Raw genomic sequence first — 20,613 nt, forward strand, 5'->3', positions numbered from 1 at the left:
CGCCGTCGCCTCCCCGCGAGGGCGTCCAAAAAACCAAGGGGTGCCTATGACCGAACAAGCCAAACCCGCCGGCACGGCGACCATGACCATCGGCGACAAGTCCGTCGAACTGCCGGTTCTGGGCGGCTCCACCGGGCCGAATGTGGTGGACATCAGAAAGCTGTACGGCGCCACGGGCGCCTTCACCTACGACCCGGGCTTCACCTCCACGGCGTCCTGTGAATCCAGCCTGACCTACATCGACGGTGACGAAGGCGTGCTGCTGCACCGCGGCTATCCCATCGACCAGCTGGCGGAAAAGTCGAACTTCGTCGAGGTCTGCCATCTGCTGCTGCGCGGTGAACTGCCCACGGCGGCGCAGTACGAGGCGTTCGAAGACAGCGTCACCCGGCACACCATGCTGCATTCGCAGTTCGACCGCTTCTTCGAGGGCTTCCGCCGCGACGCGCACCCCATGGCCATCATGGTCGGCACCGTCGGCGCCCTGTCAGCCTTCTATCACGACAGCCTGGACATCCATGATCCGGTCCAGCGCAACATCTCGGCCATTCGTCTGATCGCCAAGATGCCGACCATCGCCGCGCGGGCCTACAAGTACCACATCGGCCAGCCCTTCGTGTCGCCGCGCAACGACCTCAGCTACGCCGAGAACTTCCTGCGCATGTGCTTCGCCGTTCCGGCCGAGGATTATCAGGTCGACCCGGCGCTGGTGCGGGCCATGGACCGCATCTTCATCCTGCACGCCGACCATGAGCAGAACGCCTCCACCTCCACCGTCCGTCTGGCCGGCTCGTCGGGCGCCAATCCGTTCGCCTGCATCGCCGCGGGCATCGCCTGCCTCTGGGGCCCGTCGCACGGCGGCGCCAACGAGGAGGCGCTGAACATGCTCCAGGAGATCGGCACCCCGGACAAGATCCCGGAGTTCATCGCCGGCGTGAAGGACAAAAAGTACAAGCTGATGGGCTTCGGCCACCGCGTGTACAAGAACTACGACCCTCGCGCGAAGGTCATGCAGCAGTCGGCCTACGAAGTGCTGGCCGCCACCGGCCGCGAGAACGACCCGCTGTTCCAGGTCGCCAAGGAATTGGAGGCCGTGGCGCTCAAGGACGACTACTTCGCCGAGCGCAAGCTGTTCCCGAACGTGGACTTCTATTCCGGCATCACCCTGTCGGCCATGGGCTTCCCCACCACCATGTTCACCGTCCTGTTCGCCCTGGCCCGCACCGTCGGCTGGATCGCCCAGTGGCAGGAGATGATGGAGGACCCGTCGCAGAAGATCGGCCGCCCCCGCCAGCTCTACACGGGCCCCACCGAGCGGGACTACATCACCATCGACCAGCGCGGCTGATCCCGCCGACATCGCTGAAACACAGAACGCCGGGGCCCGTCGCCCCGGCGTTTTTCGTAGAACCCCGCCCGCCCTCACGTGTTCCCTCCCCAAAGGAGGACGCCATGAGCTATCGCCGGTTCGCCGCCATGATCGCCACCTCGACGGTGATCATGTTCGGCCTGATGTATCTGAACACATACGCCATCGAGCACGTGGCCTTCAGCCAGACGCGGGCATGGATGGCGCTGGTCATGGGCGCGACCATGGCCGTGGTCATGCTCGGCTTCATGTGGGGCATGTACAAGAACACCCGCGTCAACATCGCCATCGTGGTCGGCGCGGTCGCCGTGTTCGCGGTCTCCCTGACCCTCGTGCGCAGCCAGGCGACGGTGGGCGACGTCAGCTACATGAAGGCCATGATCCCGCACCACTCCATCGCCATCATGACCAGCGAGCGCGCGAATATTCAGGACCCCGAGGTGCGGCGCCTGGCCGACGAGATCATTGAGGCCCAGGTGCGCGAGATCGCGGAGATGGAGCGCCACATCGCCCGACTTGAGGCCGCCCCGCCGCCGGAGGACGCCCCGGTCCTGCCCTCCTACCGCGAGCGCGGGCTGGAGGCGCCGGCGTCCTGACCCCCCGCCTTCTCCACGATCACCCGCAGCACCGCGTCCGCCGCCAGTTCTGACGGGTCCGGTCCGCCCCGGCCCATCAGGTCCAGCGCCTCGGTCTGGCGCCGCGCCTGATCGGCGGCGGCCTCGCGGTCGGTCAGCAACCGCCCCACGGCGGCGGCCAGCTTCTCGGGCGTGGCGTCGTCCTGAAGAAACTCCGGTGCGATGGCCTCATCCGCCGCCACATTGAGCAGAGTGACGTACTTCGTGGTGGCGATGCGCTTGATCACGGCCCAGCTGAGACCGTCCATGCGATAGGCGATGACCATGGGCGCGCGCGCCAGCGCCACCTCGGTGGACACCGTGCCGCTGGTGGCCAGGGCCGCGTCGGCGGCGGCCATGGCGTCGTATTTCTCGGTCTCGTCCACCAGATGCGCCCGGAACGGCCAGGCGGCCACCCGCGACGTCACGTCCGTGGCCACTGTGCCCGCCGCCGCCACGCCCACCTCAAGCCCCGGGATCTCGCCCTTCAACCGCTTCACCGTCGCCTCATAGACCGGCGTCATGCGCGCGATCTCGCCGGGCCGGCTGCCCGGCAGCACCAGCAGCAGCGGCGCGTCCAGCGCAATCCCCCGCCGCGCCCGGAAGGCCGCCCCGTCGGCGCGCGCCATGTCCACATGCAGGGCCGCTGATCCCACCACCGTGACCGGCAAGCCTTCGCGCTCGAACCACGGCGCATCGAACCCGTACAGCGCCAGCAGATGATCCACCGCCCGCGCCAGGGTCTTCGCCCGCCCCGGCCGCGAGGCCCACACCTGCGGCCCCACATATTTGATCAGGGGCGTGTCGGGCGACGCCGCCCGGATCGCCTTGGCCACCCGGATGGTGAAGCCCCAGCTGTCGATCAGCACCACGGCGTCGGGCGCCTCGCGCGCCGCCAGGGCCGCCGTCACGGCCACCCGGCGCTTGACCCGGCCATAGGCGCGGATGCCCTCGATAAAGCCCAGAATGGACAGCTCGCCGATGTCGAAGGGGCTCTCCACTCCCTCCGCCGCCATCCGCGGCCCGCCCACGCCCACAAAGGTCACCGCCACGCCCAGCCGGTCCTTCAGAGCCCGCGCCAGACCGGCGCCCAGCCCGTCGCCCGACGCCTCGGCGGCCACCAGCATGATCTTCAGGGGCCGGCTCATCGGTGATCCTCCCCCCACACGAACAGGCCCAGCCGGTCGGCGGCTTCAATGATCGCCTCGCGGTCGATCAGGATCAGCTTGCCCGCCATGCCCGCCACTCCGGCCAGCCCCGCCGCCGCCGCGCCCTCGATGGTGCGCACCCCGATCACCGGCATGTCCACACGTTCGTCCTGAATGGGCTTGGGCGCCTTGGCCAGGGCCCCGCGCCGCGCGTCCGGCCGCCCGCGGAGCGTCTCGGGCAGGCCGGCCACCCGCGCCAGCATGGCGTCGGTGCCCTCCTGCGCCTCCACCGCCAGCACAAGGCCGTCGCAGACCACCGCGCCCTGCCCGATGTCCAGCTCGCCCGTGGCCCGCGCCACCTCCAGCGCCTTGCGCAGATCCGCCAGCGCCGCTTCATCCGGCGCATGACGACCCAGCGCGCCGACCGGGGCCGTCTCGCCCCCCAGCACCTGATCGGCGCCCTCGATGGCGAACCCTTCCGCCTCGAACACGCCCAGCACATAGCGCAACAGGGCGTCGTCGCCCTTCGTGGCCGCAGCGATCATGCCGGGCAACACAGCGGCGCCCTTCAGGTCCGGCTTCATGTCGCGAAAGTCAGGACGCTGAACGACGCCCGCGAAACAGACGGCCTCGCAGCCCGCGGCCTTCAACAGCTTGATGGTCCGCCCGAACTCACCGATCCGGGAGTCCGCACCTTCATATCGCCCAAGAGCGCTGTCGGCGAAGCCCTTGATCCGAACAATGAAAAACGGCCGGCCCTCCGCCTGGCACCGCCGCGCCACCGCCTGGGGCAGGTCGCCGCCCCCGGCCACGATGCCCAGCTTTCTCATCGTTCCGGCAGGCACAGCGGCCGTTTCGAATCCTCGCGGATGAAGGCGATGATCCGCATGATCTCCGGCAGGTCCGCGTATTCGTCCGCAGCCGCGTCAAGCCGGTCCGCGAACGCGCCCTCGCCCTCGAACATCTCGCGATAGGCGCCCAGTAATCGCCGCAGGTCCGCCTTGCCGTATCCGCGCCGTTTCAGCCCCACCAGATTCAGACCGTGCAGCCGGGCGTGATTGCCCCACACCGAGCCGAACGGGATCACATCCCGCGTCACCGCCGACAGCCCGCCCACCATGGCGCCCTCGCCCACCCGGCCGTTCTGGTGCACGGCGCACAGCCCGCCCAGGAACACCTTGTCGCCCACGACCGTGTGCCCGCCCAGGGTGGCGTTGTTGGCCATGACCACATTGTCCCCGACCACGCAGTCGTGCCCCACGTGCGCGCCGGTCATCAGCATGTTGTTGGATCCGATGCGCGTCACGCCATGTCCCTGGGGCGTGCCCCGGTTCAGGGTCGCGTGCTCGCGGATGACGTTGTCGGCGCCGATCTCCAGGCGCACCGTCTCGCCCTTGTAGCCCATGTGCTGGGGATCGCCCCCGACCACCGCGAAGGGATGGATCACCGTGCGCGGGCCGACGATGGTGTCCCGCTCGACCACGGCATGGCCGCGCAGCTCCACCCCCTCGGCCAGGGCCACGCCCGGCCCCACCACGCACCACGGCCCGATCACCACGTCGTCGGCCATGGTCACCGAGGCGTCGACCGTCGCGGTGGGGTGAATGGTCATGTTGCGGGGGTCTCGGATTTCGGGTTGTCGACGACCATGGCCGCGAATTCGCATTCCGCCGCCATCTTGCCGTCCACGAAGGCCTCGCCCCGGAACTTGAACAGGTCGCCCCGGTGCTTCGTCACATGCACATGCAGGCGCAGCACGTCCCCCGGCCGCACGGGTCGGCGGAACCGCGCTCCGTCCACGGCCATGAACATGATGGTCCTGCCCGACACATCGGCGTCCAGCGTCTTGGACATCAGCAGGGCCCCCGACTGGCCCATGGCCTCGACGATCAGCACCCCGGGCATCACCGGATTGTTGGGGAAATGGCCCTGGAAGAACGGCTCGTTGGCGGTGACGTTCTTGATCCCTACGATGGATTCATTGGCCCGGTAATCCTCGGCCCGGTCCACCAGCAGGAAGGGATACCGGTGCGGGATCCGCCGCAGAACCTCCGCATAGTCGATCGCCTCGCCTGTTGCCGCCTCACTCATCACTCGTTCCCTTGCTGCGCGCCTTCGCTTGTTTGGCCAGCCAGACGGTTTCACGCAAGAACCGGCGCAGCGGTCTGGCGGGATACCCCGACCAGGTCTCGCCCGGCGGAACATCCGAAAGTACGGCCGCTGCTCCGGCGATCCGGGCGCCGGCGCCGATGGTCTGATGGTCTCCCACGCCCGCCTGGCCGCCGAACATGACCCCGTCGCCGATGACCACAGAGCCGGAAATCCCCACCTGGGCGGCGATCAGGCAGAACCGGCCGAGGACCACATTGTGCGCGATGTGGACCAGATTATCGAGCTTGCTCCCCTCCCCGATCACCGTGTCCCCATAGGCGCCGCGATCGATGCAGGTCCCCGCGCCGATCGAGACGTCGTCCTGAATGACCACCCGGCCCAGCTGGGGAATGTCCACCGGCCCTTTGGCGGAGGCCGCCGCGCCGAATCCCGCCTCCCCGATCACGCCGCCCGAGGCGATGCGCACCCGGTCCCCGATCAGGGCGAAGGCGACGGAGACATTGGCGCCGATGCGGCAGGCCCGGCCGATGGCGACCCCCGGCCCGATCACGGTGTTGGCGCCGATCACGCTTGCCCGGCCCACCCGGGCCCCCGCGCCGATCACCACCCCCGCGCCCAGCCGGACGCCGTCCTCCAGCTCGGCCGTCGGGTGGACGCCCGCCGTGTCGTCCGCCTCGATGGCCGGATGCAGCCGCGTGGCGGTCATGGCCCACGCCGCCTGGGGAAAACGGGTCGTCAGGACAGCGACGCCGCCCGGCGCCCGCTCAGCCATGGCGGCGGGGACGAACACGGCCCCCGCGCCGGTGGAGTCCAGGGCGGCCAGATGACGTCGGTCCCCCAGAAACGCGATCGCGCCCCGGTCCGCATGGGACAGGGGCGCGACGGTCTTGATGACCGCATCGGCGCCGCGAACCACCTCCGCCCCGGTCAGGGCGGCGATGTCCGCGACGCTAAGCGGGTCAGTGGTCGTGAAAAAGCGGGCGTCGGGCATGCCGGATCAACCCGCCCCGCGACTTACTGCTGCTGCTGTTGCGGCGGCGGCGACTGGCGCGTGAAGCTCAGCGACGGCAGGGCGCTGTTCAGGCGCTCGATCACCGTGTCGGTGATGTCCATGGCCGGGTTCATCACATAGACGCTTTCCCGATCCACCAGCATGCCGCAGCCGCGCTCCTGATAGACGGCGACGATGATCGGGTCCACGGCGGTGGCGATGGCGTTGATCTGCTGGGCGCGGGTGTAGCGCAGCTCGGTGTCGCGGGTCTGCTCCAGCTGCTGGGCTTCCTGGATGCGCTGTTGCAGGGCCTGGACGCGCGGACCCTGCTGGTCTTCCGGCAGTTGCTGGATGGCCGTGGCGTCGCTCTGGATGGAGGTGCCGTAAGGCGCCAGTTCACCCTGAACTTCCTGGATCAGGCGCTGCATGCCCTGGGCCAGGGACTGACCGGCCGACGACTGCGCCAGCAGGCGTTCGTTGTGATAGACGCACATGCCCGGAATGGCGGGACCCGGGTTCTGAAGCTGGGTCTGGGCGGCGGCGGCCTGGGCCGAGAGCGCGATGACGCCCGCGACGGCGGTGAGAAGAAGACGTTTCATTTTGAACCTTTAGAACTGGGTCGAGGTTGAGAAACGGAAAGTTTCCGTAACGTCGTAGTCCTCTTCGGCGAGGACCTGGCTGAAATCGAGGCGGATCGGCCCCATGGGCGAGCGCCAGTGGACACTGAGACCCGCCGAAGCGCGCAGCGCCAACTCATCGACGATCTGCGTATCGAGGGTGCCGTCGGCGAGCAACTTGTAGCGGTCATCCAGGATCCCCAGCGTGCCGACGTCCACGAACAGGGAGGTGCGGATGCCGTATTCCTCCGGCAGATAGTTGGGAACCGTCAGCTCGACCGTGCCGATGGCGTAGAAATTGCCGCCCAGGGCGTTGCCCCGGCTGCTGGTCCCCTGGGCCAGGTCGCGCGGTCCGATGCCCGCGGTCTCGAAGCCCCGGAAGCTGTTGCCGCCCTTGAAGAAGCGGTCGTTGATCCGGATGGCGTCGCCGCTCCAGCCCGCCACATAACCGGTCGAGCCCTGCACGGTCACGACCCACTCGGGGCTGAAGCCGTGATACCAGGCCGCGTCCAGTTCGCTGCGCACATAGTTCACATCGCCGCCGACGCCGGCGAAGTCCTGACGCAGGGTGCCGGTCCAGCCGCGCGTGGGGCGGATCGGGTCGTTGCGGCGATCCACCAGCAGGGTGTAGCCGATCGACGAGTTGATGGACTCCCCGATCTGTTCGCACAGGGCCCGCGAGCCCGCACCGCCGGTGCAGAAATTGCCCGGCACGGTCACATCGTCGGCCCGCAGGGAGTAGCGGGTCGACAGCAGGGTGTAGCCGTTGATGGGCCAGGAAAGCCGGAAGCCCCCGCCGGTCGAGGCGTAGCTGTAGGACGAGAACTCGCTGTAGTCGTAGCGCGAGTGATACAGGTCCCAGCCGGCGCGCACGTCACGGCCCAGGAATTTGGGCTCGGTGAAGCGGAAGTCGATCTGCTGACGGATCGAACCCCATTCGAGGCGCGCCACCACATTCTGTCCCCGGCCGCGGAAGTTCCGCTCCGTGATGCCCAGATTGATGATGAAGGAGTCCACCGAGCTGAAGCCGGCGCCGACCGACAGTTCGCCGGTGGGCTGTTCGGTCACCTGGACCGTCACCACGCTGCGGTCCGGCTCGCTGCCGCGCACCTCGGTGATCTCGACGTCCTCGAAGAAGCCCAGGGCGCGCAGATTGTTGCGCGAACGCTCCACCAGGGTCCGGTTGAAGGCGTCGCCTTCCACCAGCAGCAGCTCGCGCCGGATGACCGGGTCGATGGTGCGGGTGTTGCCCACCACGTCGATGCGCTCGACATAGACCCGCTCGCCCTCGCGGACGTTGAAGGTCACGTCCACCGTGCGGGTCTCGGGATTGGCCTGATAGGTGGGACGGATGTCCACGAAGGCGTAGCCGGCCGACCCCGCCGCGAAGGTCAGGGCGTCCACCGATTGCTCGATGCGGTCGCTTTCGTACAGATCGCCTTCCTGCAGGGGCAGCAGACGGCGCAGGAACTCCGCGTTCAGGCGTTCGCTCTGGGTTTCGACGGTGATGTCGCCGAAATTGTACTGCTCGCCCTCGTCCACCGTCAGGGTGACCAGGAAGTCATCCTGGCTGGGCGACAGTTCGGCGATCGCCGACACCACGCGGAAATCGTAATAGCCCCGGTTGGTGTAGAAGCTGCGCAGCTGCTCCTGGTCATAGTCCAGGCGGTTGGGGTCGTAGTTGTCGTTGCTGGAGAACAGCCGCCACCAGCGCGAGGTCTTGGTGATCATCACGCCGCGCAGGTCGCTGTCCGAGAACGCACGGTTGCCCAGGAAATTGATGCCGCGCACGCCCGTGGACACGCCCTCGTCGATCTCGAACACCAGATCGACGCGGTTCTGCTCCAGCTGGATCAGCTTGGGGGTCACCGTGGCCGAGATGCGGCCCGACAGACGGTACAGCTCGACGATGCTCTGCACGTCCTCCTGCACCCGGGCGGGGGTGTAGATGCCGCGGGGCCGGATGGTGACCTCCTCACGCAGCTTCTCCTCACTGACGGCGCTGTTGCCCTCGAACACCACCTGGTTGATCACGGGGTTCTCGACCACCTGGATGATCAGGTCCGTGCCGTCGAGCGCCATCTGCACGTCGGCGAACAGGTTGGTGCGGTAAAGGGTGCGGACCGCCACATCCAGCACCACCGGCTCCACCGTGTCGCCCGGCTGGATCGGCAGGTAGGACAGGATCGTGGTCTGGTCGATCCGCTGATTGCCCTGGACCAGGATCCGGTTGGCCACGCCGCTCTGGGCTTGCTGGACGACCGGGGGCTGCTCCGCTTGCGGCAGCTGGACTTCGTCGGCGGCGGGCGCCGGCTGCGCGGCGGCGTCCTGCGCCAGGGCCGGTCCCCCCAGCCCCGCGGCGATGATCAACGCCAGAACGCTGGCGCGGCCATGGGTGCGGAAAGCTTCAGGGCGTCGTTGAATCATGGAGAAAACCATCGGCGAGCGGCGATTGCTCATGAAGAGAGCCCGCCGAGGAATTGAAAGAGACTGAGCTTGCGCAGGTCGTTCCAGGTGGCGAACAACATTAATCCGACCAGCAATACAAGACCAATGCGATACCCCATCTCCTGGACACCGGCGCCCAGCGGACGCCGGGCCACGGCCTCGTAGCCGTAGAACAGCAGGTGCCCGCCGTCCAGAACCGGTATCGGCAACAGGTTTAGAAAGCCAATTCCGATCGAAAGTATGGCGGCGAAGCTGATTAGGGTCAGGGATACGTTCGCAAGGCGAATTCCGGCGGACGCCTCGACGTCGGCCGCGGCGTTGGTCAGGGCGCCCGAGGCCTTGGCGATGCCCAGGGGCCCGCTGAGCTGGTCCCCTGATTCCCGCCCCGTGATGATGCGCCCCAGATAGGTCACGGTCGTCTCGAGCACGGAACCCGTCTCCTTGACCCCCTGCCAGACGGCCTCGTGGGGCGGATAGCGCACATGACGCCGTTCGCCGGCCAGGGGCTGCAGTTCGACGCCCAGAACGCCCATCCGCACCGGACCGGCGATGGGGTCCGACCGCTCGATTCGCTCTGGCGTGGCCGTCAGCGCCACCTCGGTCTCGCCGCGCAGCACCACGAAATCCATCGAATCGTCGGCGCTCAGCGCCACCATGCGGCGCACCGTGGCGTCATCCTCCACCGCCCGGCCGTTGATGCGCAGGATCAGGTCGCCGGTCTGGAAGCCCGCCGCCTCGGCCGCGCTCTCCGGCGCCACGCCCGCGATGCGGGGCGGCCGCACCTCCACGCCGATCAGACTGAACAGAAACGCGAAGATGGTGATGGCCAGCACGAAATTGGCGAACGGACCCGCCGCCACGATCAGGGCCCGCTGCCACACCGGCTTGAAATGGAAGTAGTCTTTCTCGGCCCCGGCCCCGCGGGTCGCCGTGATCTCGTCGCGCATGGCGTCCAGCCCCCGCGCGTCCGGCACGCTGGACGCATCTATATCGCCCGAGAATTTCACATAGCCGCCCAGGGGGATCCAGCCCAGCCGCCACTCGATGCCGTGCTTGTCGGTGCGGCTGAGCACGCCCTTGCCGAAGCCGATGGAGAACCGGTCCACCTTCACGCCGAAGGCCCGCGCCACCCAGAAGTGCCCCAGCTCGTGGATGGTCACCACCAGCGTCAGCACCAGCAGGAACGGCACGACATAGATCAGCGCCTGGCCGATGAAATCCAACATGAAGCGAAGCGTCTCCCTAAAGCCGTCGAGGGATTCGACGACTCCCCCTCTTTACGCACACTTGGTCACGCCGCCTGGGCGTGATCGGCCACGATCCGCTGGGCCGTCCGTCGCGCCAGGGCGTCGATGCGCAGAGCGGCATCGCATGCATCCGGAGCGTCGGCGGCCTCGTCGGCTCGCGCCAGTCGCTCCATGGTTTCGGCCACGACTGCGGCAATATTGAGAAAGCCCAGCTTGCGGTCAAGGAAAGCGCGCGCGCCCACCTCGTTTGCGGCGTTGAACACCGCCGGCGCCGCCCCGCCCGCCTCCAGCGCCTGCCGCGCCAGCGCCAGGGCCGGAAACCGCGTCTCATCGGGCGCCTCGAAGGTCAGCGCCCCCAGCGCCGCCAGATCCAGCCGCGGCGCGGGCCAGGCGATTCGGTCCGGCCAGGCCAGGGCGCAGGCGATGGGCGTCTTCATGTCCGGCGGCCCCATCTGCGCCAGGGTCGAGCCGTCGATCATCTCCACCAGGCTGTGGATGATGGATTCCGGATGCACCACCACGTCGATGCGCCCCGCCTCCAGCCCGAACAGATAGGCCGCCTCGATCATCTCCAGGCCCTTGTTGGCCATGGTGGCGCTGTCCACCGAGATCTTGGCCCCCATGCTCCAGTTGGGATGGGCCACGGCCTGTTCCGGCGTCACCCGCGCCATCTCCGCGCGGGACAGCGACCGGAACGGCCCGCCCGAGGCCGTCAGCACCACCCGCGCCACCCGCTCGGGCGCATCGGCGGGAAACACCTGAAAAATGGCCGAATGCTCGGAATCCACGGGGATCAGCCGCCCGCCCGCCTGTCGCACCCGCGACATCAGGGCCGGTCCGCAGCTGACCAGGCTCTCCTTGTTGGCCAGGGCCAGGGTCGCCCCGGTCCCCGCCGCCGCCCAGGCGGAGCGCAGCCCGGCCGCGCCCACGATGGCCGCCATGACCCAGTCCACGGGCCGCGTCGCCGCCTCCACCACCGCCTCGGGCCCGGCCGTCACGGCCACATCCAGCCCGGCCACGGCCGCTTTCAGGTCATCCAGCCGCTCCGCCTCGGCCGTCACCACCAGCCGGGGCCGCCAGCGTCGCGCCTGTTCCGCCAGCAGGGCGATGTTGCCCGCCCCGGTCAGGACCTCCACCTCGAACGCGCCGCTGCCCGCCTGCTCGGCCTGATCCATCAGGTCCAGGGTCGAACGCCCCACCGATCCGGTGGCGCCCAGGATGGTCACGCGGCGACGGATCATCAGGCCACGCCTATCCATTGCAGCAGGACAAATCCCGCGGCGATCACCACCACCGCGAACATCAGTCCGTCGACCCGGTCCATCAGGCCGCCGTGGCCGGGGATCAGGTCGCCCGCGTCCTTGACGCCGTAACGCCGCTTCAACGCCGACTCCCACAGGTCGCCCGCCATGGTGGCGATGGCGCCCGCCAGACCCAGCACCGCGCCCCAGGCCACGCTCAGCGTCCCCAGATCCGGCCACGGTGACGCCGTCACCAGCGCGCCCGCGGCCAGGCCGCCGATCAGGCCGCCGATGAAGCCGGACCAGGTCTTGTTGGGTGAAAACCGGGGCCACAGCCGCGGCCCCTTCAGCAGGGTGCCGACCAGATAGGCCAGCACGTCCGCCGACCAGGCCGTCATGAACAGCAGCACGGTCCAGCCCAGCCCCTCGGGCTGTCCCCTCAGCCAGATGAACAGGATCGCGGGCCAGCCCAGGTACAGAACCCCGTAAGCGGCATCCAGCCCCTGCTGGCCCAGCCGCCGCGCGAACGCGCCCGCCAGTCCCGCGCCGAACACCAGGGTGATCAGGGCCGCCGGCACATGGCCCACATGGGCGATCAGCACCACCGCCACCAGGGCGGCGGCCACCGCGCCCCACACCAGCCGCTGCGCGCCGCGCGCGCTCATCAGGGCCCACTCGCGGGCCAGCAGGACGCAGGCGGCGGCGATCAGGGCGGCGAACCACCAGCCCCCGCCCCAGGTGGCCAGAATGGCGGCGGGCGCCAGCACCAGGGCCGAGGCCGCCCGCAATCCGATGTCTTTCGCCCGAAACGCCATCAGTTCGCCTTCGCCGTCTGGGCGGTAATCGCCGTCTGGGCGGGACGTCCGCCGAAGCGGCGCTCCCGCGCCTGATACTCGTCAATCGCCGCCTTCAACGCCTCAGGCCCATAGTCGGGCCACAGGATGTCCTGAAAAACCAGTTCGGCGTAGGCCGCCTCCCACAGCAGGAAGTTCGACAGCCGCACCTCGCCCGAGGTCCGCACGATCAGATCCAGCGGCGGTGCCCCGGCGGTCGACAGCAGCTCCCCGAAATCCGCCTCGCTGATGTCCACCGGAGCCTCGCCCGCCAGCACCCGCTCGGCATGCCGCCGCGCCGCGTCCACGATGTCGGCCTGGCCGCCGTAGTTGAACGCCACCTGCAGCAGGAAGCGGTCATTGTGCGCGGTGTCCCGCTCGGCCTTCCGGACGATGGCGGCGATGTCGGGCGGCAGGCCCTCCCGGCGGCCCAGCACCCGGATGCGCACGCCCTCCTTCGCCAGCCCCGTCAGGTCGCTGGCCACATAGGACCGCACCAGCCCCATCAGGTCCGAGACCTCGTCGGCCGGACGGCGCCAGTTCTCGGTCGAGAACCCGAACACGGTCAGGCAGCGCACGCCCAGCCCGGCGCAGCCGCGCACGGTGCGCTTCAGGGCGGCCACGCCTTCCTTGTGGCCAGCCGCGCGCGGCAGTCCCCTGGCGGCGGCCCAGCGGCCGTTGCCGTCCATGATGATCGCCACGTGCCGGGGCCCCGGATCGGAAGGGCCGTCGGTGGGCGCATCCATCGCGCGCATGTCGTCAGCCATTCCCTGTGTGCCGGGCCGGGCGGTCAAACCGCCTCAGACCTGCATGATCTCCGCTTCCTTGGTCTTCAGCGTCTCGTCGATGCGCTTGATGGCGGCGTCCGTGTCCTTCTGGACCTCGGCCTCCATCTTCTTCTGCTCGTCCTGGCTGACGTCGCCCGCCTTCTCGGCCTTCTTCAGGTCGTCGTTGGCGTCGCGGCGCACGTTGCGCACGGCGATCTTCTGCTGCTCGGCGTACTTGCCCGCCAGCTTGACCAGGTCCTTGCGCCGCTCCTCGGTCAGGGGCGGGATCGGGATGCGCAGGGTCTGGCCGTCGACGATGGGGTTCAGGCCCAGGCCGGCGGCGCGGATGGCCTTCTCGACCGAGACCACCATGCCCTTGTCCCAGACATTGACCGTGATCATGCGCGGTTCCGGCACGCTGATGGCCGCCACCGCGTTCAGCGGCGACACCGAGCCGTAGGCCTCCACCTGCACCGGATCCAGCAGGCCGGAGTTGGCCCGGCCGGTGCGCAGGCCGCTGAACTCTTCCTTCAGGGCGGCGACCGCCTTGTCCATGCGGTTTCGATAGGATGCGAGATCGGGTTTGCTCATGCTCTTGTCCGTGTTTCCTTTGACCTCAGGCCCCGTTCGCCGGGTTGTCGCTGATGACCGTATAGACTCCCCTGCCCTCGAGCACAGCCTTCAGGGCGCCGTGTTCGCGGATCGAGAAGACCACGATGGGGATGCCGTTGTCGCGCATCAGGGCGATGGCCGAGGCGTCCATGACCCGCAGGTCCCTGGCCAGCACGTCGTGATAGGTCAGGGTGTCATAGCGCGTGGCCGAAGAATCCTTCTTGGGATCGGCCGTATAGACCCCGTCCACGCTGGTGCCCTTCAGCAGGGCGTCACAGCCCATCTCGGCGGCGCGCAGGGCGGCCCCCGAGTCCGTGGTGAAGAACGGCGCGCCCACCCCCGCGGCGAAGATCACCACCCGCCCCTTCTCCAGATGGCGCAGGGCCCGGCGGCGGATATAGGGTTCGCAGATGGTGTCCATCTGGATCGCCGACTGCACGCGGGTGTCCACGTCCAGCCGCTCGAGGGCGTTCTGCATGGCCAGGGCGTTCATCACCGTGGCCAGCATGCCCATGTAGTCGGCGCTGGCGCGCTCCATGCCGCTGGCCGCGCCCGACAGGCCGCGGAAGATGTTGCCGCCGCCGATCACCAGGCACAGCTGCACCCCGGTCCGCGCCACCTCGGCGATCTCGGCGGCGATGGCGTCCACGGTCTTGATGTCCAGACCGTAGCCCTTGTCCCCCATCAGCACCTCGCCCGACACCTTGACCAGCACGCGCTTGTATTTCGGATCGGCGCGGGTCGGGCTCATGGCGATGCTCTCTCGGGTCGGGGCGCCGGAATCGGCGGGCGCATACTAGACGAAGGGCGCGCCGACCTTAAAGCCGACGCGCCCCTTTTAGTTGGGTCAGGGTTGGGGTGCAGGGCGCGGACGCCCCGACCCCCGACACACTCAGCCGCCCGTCATGCTCGCGACTTCGGCGGCGAAGTCGGGCTCGGCCGCCTTCTCGACGCCTTCGCCCAGGGCCATGCGGGTGAAGCCCACCAGCTTCAGCTCGGCGCCGAACGCCTTGCCCGAGTCCGCCACCAGCTGCTCGATGGTCTGGTCCGGGTTCATGACGAAGGGCTGCTTGGACAGCACCACTTCCTTCTGGAACTTGGCGATCTGGCCTTCCACGATCTTTGCGATCATGTTGTCCGGACGGCCGTCTTCCCTGGCCTTCTCGGTCAGCACCGCGCGCTCGCGCTCGATGGCCGCCGGGTCCAGGTCGTCGGTGTTCAGCGACAGGGGCGCGGTGGCGGCGATGTGCATGCCGATCTTGCGGCCCAGGTCGCGCAGGGCGGCCTTGTCCGCGGCGCCTTCCAGCGCCACCAGCACGCCGATGCGGCCCAGCGAGGGGGCCACGGCGTTGTGCACATAGGACGCGACCACGCCTTCGGAGACCGTGTGACGGGCCACGCGGCGCACTTGCATGTTCTCGCCGATGGTGGCGATCAGGTTGGTCACCTCGTCCTGCACGGTCTTGCCGCCGGACAGGGTCGCGGCGTTGACGCCCTCGACGCCCTCGGCGTCCAGCGCGGCTTCGGCGAAGCCCTTGGCGGCGTTCTGGAACAGCTCGTTGCGGGCCACGAAGTCGGTCTCGGCGTTGAACTCGATGACCGCGGCGGTCTCGCCCTTGCCGTCTTCACGGCTGGCGACGGCCACCAGGCCCTCGGCCGCGACGCGGTCGGACTTCTTGGCGGCCTTGGACAGGCCCTTGGTGCGCAGCCAGTCCATGGCGGCTTCCACGTCGCCGTTGTTCTCAACCAGCGCCTTCTTGCAATCCATCATGCCCGCGCCGGACTTTTCGCGAAGCTCCTTCACGAGGGCGGCAGTGATCTCGGCCATGGTCTCTCTCCTGAATTTCGTATGCGGGAACGGCCGGGCGTTACCCCGACCGTATGTCAGTTTCTCGTTCCACCGCCGCATCAGGCGTCGATGGGTCATCTTTTCCGCTCATCCCCGCGAAAGCGGGGACCCAGTCCTGTCCAGCGTGACGCCGGTGTTTCAGGACTGGGGCGGGTGCTCTTCACGCTCCGCTGCGACACCCAAAGCGCTGGGTCCCCGCTTTCGCGGGGATGAGCGGAGTCATGAGGCTCAGACCGAGGCTTTCTCGGTCTCGACGGCGTCGTTGGCGTCCGAAGTCGCCGCCTTGGCGGCCTCATCGGCCACGGCCGGAGCCTCTTCAGCCTTGGGCTCCTCAGCCTTGGCTTCTTCGGCCTTGGGTTCGGCCTTGGGCTCTTCAGCCTTGGCTTCCATCTCGGCGGCGACGCCTTCGGTTCCGGCCGGGGCGGCCTCTTCCTTGGCGGCGGGGGCCTTCTTGGCCAGGGCGGGCTCCACCGGGTTCTCCATCGCGCCCAGGTCGACGCCCGAGGCGGCGGCGCCGGTGGCCAGGCCGTCCAGCACCGCGTCCGCGATCAGGTCGCAGTAGGTCTGGATGGCGCGGGCGGCGTCGTCATTGCCCGGGATCGGATAGGTGATGCCGTCGGGATCGCAGTTGGTGTCCAGGATCGCGATGATCGGGATGTTCAGCTTGCGGGCTTCCAGGATCGCGATCGCTTCCTTGTTGGTGTCGATCACGAACATGATGTCCGGCACGCCGCCCATGTCCTTGATGCCGCCCAGGGACAGCTCCAGCTTGTCGCGCTCGCGCTGCAGGGTCAGCAGCTCCTTCTTGTTGCGGCCTTCGCCGCCGCCTTCAAGAATGCCGTCCAGCTCGCGCAGGCGGGCGATGGAGCCCGACACGGTGCGCCAGTTGGTCAGGGTGCCGCCCAGCCAGCGGTTGTTCATGTAGTATTGCGCGCAGCGCTTGGCGGCCTGGGCCACCGGATCCGACGCCTGACGCTTGGTGCCCACGAACAGCACGCGGCCGCCCTTGGCCGCCACGTCGCGCACGGCCAGCAGGGCCTGGTGCATCAGCGGCATGGACTGCGACAGATCGATGATGTGGATGTTGGAGCGCGAGCCGAAGATGTAGCGTTCCATCTTCGGGTTCCACCGGTGCGTCTGGTGGCCGAAGTGCGCGCCGGCTTCAAGCAGGGTGCGCATGGAGAAGTCAGGCAGAGCCATGATCGTTTTGTCCTTTTTCCGATCGAACCTTGCGTGGACGGTTAAAGACCGGATGGTCCTCGGAACGGAGCAAACCGGGATGTCTCCCCGGAACGCGCCACGCCCACGTGCGAAGTGCGGGGGCATTTAGGGTGCTGGCCCCGGAAAAGCAAGGGGATCGGGCGGAGGGAGTGCGAGCTGGATTCCGGCCTCGGCCCCGGATTTTCAAATCAGTCCGGCGGTGTAGGCGGCGTAGGCGACATAGGCCGCGACGAGGACGAAGCCCTCCTTCCTGCTCAGACGACCGCCGGAGAAGGCGAACAGCATCACGACAACCGACACGGCCAGCAGCACCCAGAGGTCGAAGGCCATGATGCTGGCCGGAACGCCGGTCGGGGCGATGGCCCCGGTCAAGCCGCCGATGAACAGGATATTGTAGATGTTCGACCCCAGCACATTGCCCAGGGCGATGTCTCCCTGCCTGCGCCAGGCCGCCGCCGCGGAGGTGACCAGTTCCGGCAGGGACGTGCCGACCGCCACGACGGTGAGGCCGATGACGGTGTCGCTGACCCCCAGCTGTCCGGCGATGCCGACGGCGGCGTTCACCAGAAGGCTGCCGCCTCCGACGATCAGGGCCAGACCGACGGCAAAGAGCAGAAGTGCGACCGGCAGCCGACCCTCTGGCCGATCGTGCGGAACCAGGGCCGGGTCGATCTCCTCCATGGCCACCTCGCGATCGTAGGCGGCGCTGTGAGGCGCGCCCACGCGCTCCTGCCGATAGGCGTAGTAGATGTACCCGACCATGATGGCCAGAAACCCGAGGCCCGCCCCGCGCGACAGCCCCACTGTCGCGCCCGCAGCCAGCAGCGCCAGGGCGGCGAGGATGCCGAGACCGCCGTCGCGCCAGAGGGTGCGGGCGTTTACCGCGATGGGCGCGATCAGGGCCGCCACCCCGAGGATGAGCAGGGTGTTGGCGATGTTGGAGCCGACGATATTGCCGAGCGCAATGCCCGGGGATCCGGCCAGGCTGGCTTGAAGGCTTGCGGCCAGCTCCGGTGTGGATGTGCCCATGCCCACAACTGTCAGGCCGATCAACATCGGCGACAGGCGCAGTCTTTCGGCGATCCGGACGGCGCCGCGGACCAGGAGATCCCCGCCCGCGATGAGCAGGACGAGGCCAAGCAACAGGAAAAGAATGTCGACAGGCACGGCTTATCTGAACGTTGCTGATGAAACCGGCGCCCAGGTCTGACAGCTTGACTGTTCCTGGCGGTCTGGAACCCTCGGGTGGGCGCTTCGATACTGTCGTCGCAGCGGCGTCATTGCAACCCTTCTCCAGCCGCGAGGCCTGCCGTCTCGATGGATATGCAGCGTTGCCGGGCGCCCTGTCCATCCGGTTCCGTGCGCGGCGCAAGGCTCACGGCCTCGTCGCCTTCGCCGTAGGTGGCGAGCCATTGGCAACCGGTCTGCAGGTCGGTCAGCACGAACAGGTTCGCCTCTGCGGTCGGCGTCCTTGTGAAGGTCGCTCCCAGTGTCGCCGTGCGCAGTGCGCCCACAGGATCGTCCATCGCGGCCTGTATTTCGGAAGCGCGGGAATTCAGGTCTTCCGCCGAGGCCCGCACACCTTCCGCCGCCGCTTCAATGTCGCGCAAGGCCGACGTGTCGATCGGCTCGCACGCGGCCAGAACGAAACCTGACGGTGCAATCATCGCGGCCACAATGGAGCGCATTATGGGGGTCATCGACTGAAATTCCTGTGGGGCGGGACGCGGCTGTGACCTGATGGCCAGGCAGCCGGGCTGCTGGAGCGATCGGGAGGTGGAGGATCAGCGAGGGGGGCGCGTCCAGGAATGGACCGATCGCAGCCGTCTCGCCAGAAATGTGAATGCGGTCATCAGGCCCAGGGCCATGACAACGCTGTATCGCCTGACCCGGCGAGTCGACCCGGTCGCCATTGCGCCTCTCCTCCGAAAGGATGCGCTCTCTGCCGTGACCGGGGAATTCTGGATGGAAAGGACCCCGGCATCGAGCACACCCCGATGCGGTCCGACATCACGATCACCATGATCGTCAGAGGGGCCCGGGCCGCGCACTGACATTGGGTGTCGCCCTCGCTGCGGGCCAATGAGTTATGCTTATCCGGGCGATTATGACCGGCAATGAATCTGCCTAGACCGTCGTCAGTTGACCGTCGGCGATATTGAACTTCCAGGCCGCCAGCGACAATCGACCGGATTTTTCGGCGTCGCGGATCCAGGGGAAGGTTCTCAGATTGGCCAGCGACTGACGGAGCACGGCGATCTCGATGGCCGCCTCGAACGACTGTCCGGCGCCTTGCTCCGGCATGGGCCACATCACGGGCTCGGCGATGTCCACCCATGGAGCGAGAAAGTCGGGGGCGTTTCGCACCGGTCCGTGGATCATGGCGTGAATGCCGTCGCAGTGGGCATGCCCCAGCAGGACGATGCGTCTGACCTTCAGAATCTTCACGGCGTACTCAAGCGCCGCGCTTGTGCCGTGACAGCCGCCGTCAGGGGTGTATTCCGGAACCAGTCCGGCCACATTGCGGATGACGAAAAGCTCGCCGGGCCCGGCGTCGAAGATGGTCTGCGGATCGATCCGGGCGTCGGAGCAAGCAATGACAGCCGTAGCCGGCTGCTGACGCCGTCGGCCGAGCCGGGCGTATCGGTGGGCCTGTGTCGGCCACACCGTGGCGCGAAAGCGCCGGTAGCCCGCCATCAGGGGGTCGCTCGGGTCCTGGGTCATGGCGCGCTCTGCGGGATGCTGTGTTCAGACACGGATGTCGAAGGTGTGCCGGCTCGGGCGGCGCGCGGCGGTGTCGTCAACGATGGCGGCGGGGGCCTCGACAGGCCGCGACGTGGGCGAGCTCTGGTGCCCGGCGACCCGAGAGGTCATCTGCGCCAGATGAACCGCCAGGGCCTGGGCGTTGACGCGGGCTGCGGGGGCGACCCTCATGACCAGGTCCCCCGTCTACGGAGCGGATTTTCGCCGGTTTGCGGACCGGGCGCACTGCGCACGGGGATTGCATCTGTCACGGGGATCCCGAGATCATTGTGGGGCGCCGTCAGGCGAACCCGTCGAGGTCTGCTGACTCTATGCATGGGGCCTCTCTTCGGATCGCCGCTTGTGCTGCGATCACAGTCGGTGGGGCGGACCCATCGGGTCGGCGGGCGGGTGCGACCCGCCGACCCTTCGGGCGTCAGCGCGACGCAGACGACGTCGGATGCGCGTCAAAGACGGCAAGCTGGTCCTTGACGGCCAGCTTCTTCTTCTTGATGCGCGCGACGGTGCGGTCGTCGGGGCTGGGGCGCGACCGTTCGTCTCGCAGCGCCATCTCCAGCAAGGTGTGAAATCCCTGCAGCCGGCGCGCCAACACTGTAGACATTGAGCCTCTCCTTCTCTGATTGGGAGCGCTCGAAGCCGAAGCCGTCGTGTTCGATGGGCAGGAACCGCCGGACCCTTCATCGAGCTCACCCGATGCGGTCCGACATCACGATCGCTGTGATCGTCAGAGGGGCCCGGGCCGCTCTGACACAGTGTCTGCAACGCGCTGGATTTTCCAATC

The 20,613-nt window shown here is 68.2% G+C and carries 21 protein-coding genes and 1 pseudogene; 2 read left to right on the plus strand and 20 right to left on the minus strand.

All coding sequences use genetic code 11. From position 1 onward, the window contains the following. Positions 1–46: 46 nt before the first annotated feature. Together gltA and IWC96_RS11390 are read left to right on the plus strand one after the other, a co-directional pair. Complete coding sequence (gltA, locus tag IWC96_RS11385) at positions 47–1,348, plus strand: citrate synthase (protein ID WP_196838945.1); 1,302 nt, start codon at positions 47–49, stop codon at positions 1,346–1,348. A 104-nt stretch (positions 1,349–1,452) separates the two neighbouring features. Next, the gene (locus IWC96_RS11390) at positions 1,453–1,965 is read left to right on the plus strand and encodes a DUF305 domain-containing protein (protein ID WP_196838946.1); all 513 of its coding nucleotides are present in this window, start codon (positions 1,453–1,455) and stop codon (positions 1,963–1,965) included. Here the strand turns inward: IWC96_RS11390 and lpxB are convergent. From lpxB to IWC96_RS11490, 20 genes and pseudogenes are all read right to left on the minus strand, one after another. After that, positions 1,929–3,131, minus strand: a complete 1,203-nt coding sequence (gene lpxB, locus IWC96_RS11395) for a lipid-A-disaccharide synthase (RefSeq protein ID WP_196838947.1) — start codon at positions 3,129–3,131, stop codon at positions 1,929–1,931. The two genes, IWC96_RS11390 and lpxB, sit on opposite strands and share 37 nt — an antisense overlap. Next, complete coding sequence (locus tag IWC96_RS11400; protein ID WP_196838948.1) at positions 3,128–3,961, minus strand: LpxI family protein; 834 nt, start codon at positions 3,959–3,961, stop codon at positions 3,128–3,130. The genes lpxB and IWC96_RS11400 overlap by 4 nt, the downstream gene beginning before the upstream one ends. Then, the gene (gene lpxA / locus IWC96_RS11405) at positions 3,958–4,743 is read right to left on the minus strand and encodes an acyl-ACP--UDP-N-acetylglucosamine O-acyltransferase (RefSeq protein WP_196838949.1); all 786 of its coding nucleotides are present in this window, start codon (positions 4,741–4,743) and stop codon (positions 3,958–3,960) included. The genes IWC96_RS11400 and lpxA overlap by 4 nt, the downstream gene beginning before the upstream one ends. Further along, entirely contained in the window at positions 4,740–5,222 is a 483-nt protein-coding gene (fabZ, locus tag IWC96_RS11410; RefSeq protein WP_196838950.1) for a 3-hydroxyacyl-ACP dehydratase FabZ, read from the minus strand. Before fabZ ends, lpxA begins: the two co-directional genes overlap by 4 nt. Continuing rightward, positions 5,215–6,234, minus strand: a complete 1,020-nt coding sequence (gene lpxD, locus IWC96_RS11415; RefSeq protein WP_196838951.1) for a UDP-3-O-(3-hydroxymyristoyl)glucosamine N-acyltransferase — start codon at positions 6,232–6,234, stop codon at positions 5,215–5,217. Before lpxD ends, fabZ begins: the two co-directional genes overlap by 8 nt. A gap of 23 nt (positions 6,235–6,257) precedes the next feature. Further along, entirely contained in the window at positions 6,258–6,833 is a 576-nt protein-coding gene (locus IWC96_RS11420; protein WP_196838952.1) for an OmpH family outer membrane protein, read from the minus strand. A gap of 9 nt (positions 6,834–6,842) precedes the next feature. Continuing rightward, positions 6,843–9,278: an outer membrane protein assembly factor BamA gene (bamA, locus tag IWC96_RS11425; RefSeq protein WP_196838953.1), complete on the minus strand. Its 2,436-nt coding sequence runs from the start codon at positions 9,276–9,278 to the stop codon at positions 6,843–6,845. 29 nt (positions 9,279–9,307) lie between these two features. Continuing rightward, on the minus strand, positions 9,308–10,525 hold the full coding sequence (locus IWC96_RS11430; protein ID WP_196838954.1) for an RIP metalloprotease: 1,218 nt from the start codon (positions 10,523–10,525) through the stop codon (positions 9,308–9,310). Positions 10,526–10,590: 65 nt separating this feature from the next. After that, positions 10,591–11,787, minus strand: a complete 1,197-nt coding sequence (gene dxr, locus IWC96_RS11435; protein WP_196838955.1) for a 1-deoxy-D-xylulose-5-phosphate reductoisomerase — start codon at positions 11,785–11,787, stop codon at positions 10,591–10,593. After that, positions 11,787–12,602: a phosphatidate cytidylyltransferase gene (locus IWC96_RS11440; protein ID WP_196838956.1), complete on the minus strand. Its 816-nt coding sequence runs from the start codon at positions 12,600–12,602 to the stop codon at positions 11,787–11,789. The genes dxr and IWC96_RS11440 overlap by 1 nt, the downstream gene beginning before the upstream one ends. Beyond that, positions 12,602–13,387: a polyprenyl diphosphate synthase gene (uppS, locus tag IWC96_RS11445; RefSeq protein WP_196838957.1), complete on the minus strand. Its 786-nt coding sequence runs from the start codon at positions 13,385–13,387 to the stop codon at positions 12,602–12,604. Before uppS ends, IWC96_RS11440 begins: the two co-directional genes overlap by 1 nt. Before the next feature lie 33 nt (positions 13,388–13,420). After that, on the minus strand, positions 13,421–13,978 hold the full coding sequence (gene frr, locus IWC96_RS11450) for a ribosome recycling factor (RefSeq protein WP_196838958.1): 558 nt from the start codon (positions 13,976–13,978) through the stop codon (positions 13,421–13,423). 25 nt (positions 13,979–14,003) lie between these two features. After that, positions 14,004–14,750 (minus strand): UMP kinase, encoded by a 747-nt coding sequence (gene pyrH, locus IWC96_RS11455; RefSeq protein ID WP_196838959.1) that lies wholly within the window; start codon positions 14,748–14,750, stop codon positions 14,004–14,006. A 141-nt stretch (positions 14,751–14,891) separates the two neighbouring features. Continuing rightward, positions 14,892–15,827 carry a translation elongation factor Ts gene (tsf, locus tag IWC96_RS11460; RefSeq protein WP_196838960.1) on the minus strand — a complete coding sequence of 312 codons (936 nt, stop codon included), beginning with the start codon at positions 15,825–15,827 and terminating at the stop codon, positions 14,892–14,894. A gap of 423 nt (positions 15,828–16,250) precedes the next feature. Beyond that, a pseudogene (gene rpsB, locus IWC96_RS11465) lies at positions 16,251–17,048 on the minus strand (30S ribosomal protein S2); the annotation flags it as partial. Positions 17,049–17,252: 204 nt separating this feature from the next. Next, positions 17,253–18,236, minus strand: coding sequence for a calcium/sodium antiporter (locus IWC96_RS11470; protein WP_196838962.1), 984 nt, complete (start codon positions 18,234–18,236; stop codon positions 17,253–17,255). A gap of 110 nt (positions 18,237–18,346) precedes the next feature. Then, entirely contained in the window at positions 18,347–18,757 is a 411-nt protein-coding gene (locus tag IWC96_RS11475; protein WP_196838963.1) for a hypothetical protein, read from the minus strand. Between the two features lie 439 nt (positions 18,758–19,196). Further along, on the minus strand, positions 19,197–19,793 hold the full coding sequence (locus tag IWC96_RS11480; protein WP_196838964.1) for a carbonic anhydrase: 597 nt from the start codon (positions 19,791–19,793) through the stop codon (positions 19,197–19,199). Positions 19,794–19,817: 24 nt separating this feature from the next. Next, complete coding sequence (locus IWC96_RS11485; RefSeq protein ID WP_196838965.1) at positions 19,818–20,003, minus strand: hypothetical protein; 186 nt, start codon at positions 20,001–20,003, stop codon at positions 19,818–19,820. Between the two features lie 244 nt (positions 20,004–20,247). Further along, the gene (locus IWC96_RS11490) at positions 20,248–20,433 is read right to left on the minus strand and encodes a YdcH family protein (protein WP_196838966.1); all 186 of its coding nucleotides are present in this window, start codon (positions 20,431–20,433) and stop codon (positions 20,248–20,250) included. Positions 20,434–20,613 lie beyond the last annotated feature (180 nt).

Origin of the sequence: Brevundimonas sp. BAL450, assembly GCF_015767455.1 — a bacterium.
Taxonomy (GTDB): Bacteria; Pseudomonadota; Alphaproteobacteria; order Caulobacterales; family Caulobacteraceae; genus Brevundimonas; species Brevundimonas abyssalis.